At 27.6% G+C, this 3399-nt stretch carries 4 protein-coding genes; all 4 read left to right on the plus strand.

The genetic code is table 11. The annotated features are described in order from the left end of the window. Positions 1-139 precede the first annotated feature (139 nt). Positions 140-712, plus strand: coding sequence for a hypothetical protein (locus tag SHK09_RS14765; protein WP_319811557.1), 573 nt, complete (start codon positions 140-142; stop codon positions 710-712). Positions 713-719: 7 nt separating this feature from the next. Beyond that, entirely contained in the window at positions 720-1259 is a 540-nt protein-coding gene (locus SHK09_RS14770; protein ID WP_319811558.1) for a TPM domain-containing protein, read from the plus strand. A 167-nt stretch (positions 1260-1426) separates the two neighbouring features. Further along, on the plus strand, positions 1427-2173 hold the full coding sequence (locus tag SHK09_RS14775) for a hypothetical protein (protein WP_319811559.1): 747 nt from the start codon (positions 1427-1429) through the stop codon (positions 2171-2173). Positions 2174-2338: 165 nt separating this feature from the next. Continuing rightward, positions 2339-3082: a class I SAM-dependent methyltransferase gene (locus SHK09_RS14780; RefSeq protein ID WP_319811560.1), complete on the plus strand. Its 744-nt coding sequence runs from the start codon at positions 2339-2341 to the stop codon at positions 3080-3082. Positions 3083-3399: the final 317 nt, after the last annotated feature.

The following is a 3399-nucleotide window of genomic DNA, read 5'->3' on the forward strand; positions in this document are numbered from 1 at the left end:
GTATAAAAAAAATTGCTTAATTTTAAGCTAAATTAAAGGTCTTTGCTTTTTAAACACTTTCTATTTTCCTGCGGAAAATAGCCGTGTTTTTTTATCGCAAAAATTTTTATACACAAACGTTGTACACAATACAAAAACTATGAAGAAAATAACTCTATTTGCAATAATTACATTAATTCTTAATTCTTGTTCACCCAAATTAATTCCAAATGAAAAAAGTGAGAGTTCTTTATTAGGAAAAATTAATAATCAAATTGAAAATAAAACAATTTCAAAAGAGGCTTTAATTTATTTAAATGAGAAAAATATTTCATATGAAAATCTTATAGAATTAAACATCTTTGACTTGAAAGATTTTACTGATATTAATTATTTAAATAAAAAAGAAGGAAAAAATGAATATGGAGAAACTGGAAAAAATGGTGCTATTAGAATAAAGTCTTTTTTAGACCCATTATTAGACTATAAATTTTATAAAAAAATAGATAATAAAGAAGTTCTCAATTTTATTGATAAATCATCAAAAGAAGAAATTGTAAACAAAAATCCTTTATTAGTAGTTTCTGGAAAACCATTAAGAGGAAAAGAGATTGCAAGTACAATTAATATCCTGAAAATAGAAAAAATGACCTTAATGAAACCGGTTATTGGTTATCGACTTTATGGCATTAGAGCAATAAATGGAGTAATTTTAATTGACCCTAAATCCTAATGTGTAAATGAAAATCGGAACTAAAATACTAATCCTTTTTCTGACTTTAAATTTACTTTCTTGCAAAAGCTCTGCACAAGAAACGGAAACTAAAAAAGTTAAAACTGAACTTGACTTATCTACAATTAAAAAAAGTAAATTTCCACGAGCTATTGGATATGTAAATGATTTTGAGAATATTTTCACAATTAATCAGCGAATAAAATTAGATAAAACAATTGGAACTTATGAAATTGAATCCACCAATGAAATTGCTATAGTTACAATTGAATCAATTAAACCTTATGAAAACATAAAAGCATATGCATCTGAATTATCAAATGACTGGGGAATTGGAAAAGCTGAAAAGAACAATGGACTTTTAATTCTTTTTAGTAAGTCATTAGGAAAAATTCAAATTTCAACAGGAACAGGAACTGAAAAAATTTTGACCGATAAAATTTGTAAAAAGGTAATTGACCAAATAATAATTCCTGAATTCAAAAAAGGGGATTTTCATAGCGGAATTAAAAAAGGATTAGAGGAGTTAATTATTAGATGGAAATAAAGTACTGTGTACAACACCGTATAAAATTAATTGCTGGCTTTTAGCTTATTTACGAAAGTCCTTTCGCACTTTCTTGGTTCGTGTTTTATTTACTAAATTAGTCGCTTAAAACACGCAACTAACCTTATACAACAACGTTACCAACAAGCTGAACAAAAATCCTGCAAATGAACAAACTTTCCTCTGAAAACCTTAATCTTCTACCAAATCCGAGTGAATTAAAAAAGATTTGCAAATCAATTTCTGCATTGGAATCAATTATTTGTCCTGAATGGGAATACAGATATTACTCTTACCAAAAAGATTGGAGTGATACAGAAGAATTTTGCGAAATGAGAAACGGACAAGGAGACCAAATGTTAATCACTTTTAGCAATATTGGAATTTGTATTAACGGATTTGCTCACGAAAGCGAAATGAATGGTTGGAAAAACATTCCGATTGAAGAAAAAAAATCTTTTACAGAGAAACTATTTGGCTCAAAAAAAGAAATCAAAACGGAATTAACGCAAATAATCCCAAAAGGAATTGTAGATAATTTACCAAAAGTATTTAATGAATTTATATTCGGAGAACCTGTAAAAAGTATCGGAACAACATTCTGCATTTGGAAAACAGAAACAGATGATAATTGGAAAATAGGAAAAGTCGATTTACCAAAAGACGGATATAAAGATGGCTCTACTGATTTACTGCATTTATTAGACGGAAAACCATTGACATATAAAAATTGGGCAGAAGAATATTATGAGGAAAATTTTGAAGAAAACGAGCTGAAATTGGAACTTGTAGAAAAGATTTATAATGGAACCATAATAACAAAGGAATTAGTTCTTGAATTAAATCCTGAATTAGATGATTTTGAAAAACTGAAATCTGATTTAAACGAAATTGGATATGAACATAAAATATAAAGCCAGTTGGTAACACCGTATATAATTTATTGCTGGTTCTAGCCTGCTTACGAAAACCCTCGCGGATTTTCTATTCGGTTTTTATTTGCTAAATTTAGTGCTTAAACACGCAACAAACCATATGCAAACACGTTAGGCACAATAAAAAACCAACTCAACCTCTAAATGAAAATTACGAAATTAGTTCTACTTTTTAACTATAAAAAAATTCTAATCGGATTATTTATTTCAATATTAAGTTACTGTATTTCCGATTATGTTAATTCCGAAATACTTTCGAAAGTACTTATAATATTTAGTGGATTAATTCTGCTAAATATTATTATTTCAATTTTAGCGTCTTATCTTCTTTATGATAAATCAGATTTATATAAACTGGAAAAATTACCTGAATATATAAACCTGAACGAAATAAAAAATGGAATATTTATTCACGCAAGTTTTGACCCAATATCGAGTTATCTTGAAAAAAAGTATCCCAAAATGGAATTAATAGTTTGTGATATTTATGAGAACAGACATTTAGATGAAAAGATGATTAACATTTCTAAAAAGGAATTCCCTCCAAATCCGAAAGAAATTAAAATAAACCCGACAAAATTACCTTTTAAAGATAATTCACAGGAAATAATATTTGCAATAACTTCATTACACGAAATTTTAGAACACAAAAAGAGAGTTGAATTTTTTAAAGAAGCAAAACGAGTATTAAAAAATAATGGAATTTTAATAATTTCTGAGCAAATGAGAAACGGAATTAATTTTATGTCTTTTAATATTGGAGCATTTCATTTTTTGAGTAAGAATAAATGGAAACTTGCAATTAAAGAAAGTGGGTTGAAAATTTACGAAACAAAGAATATAAACATATTTGCCGAAATGATAATTATCAAAAATAACTGTGCCTAACACCGTATAAAATTAATTGCTGGCTTTTTGCCCATTTACGAAAGTCCAAACGGACTTTCTTGGTTTGTGTTTTATTTACTAAATTCACTGCTTAAAATACGCAACTAACCTTATACAAAAACGTTATATTTCATTGCTCAAAAATCCAAAAATGCGGAATTGAAACTCTGAAAAACAAAAAAACTGAATATTTGTGGAACACTCTCTCGCTCGTTAGATTTTTTAAAATGCGGAGTTTAGCAAGTTTATAGAAATTATGAATTAAGTAAGTTTGCGGAATTTTTACTCGCACGAAAATTGAAACGGAATTCCAAAGT

The organism is Polaribacter sp. PL03 (genome assembly GCF_033875165.1).
GTDB lineage: Bacteria > Bacteroidota > Bacteroidia > Flavobacteriales > Flavobacteriaceae > Polaribacter.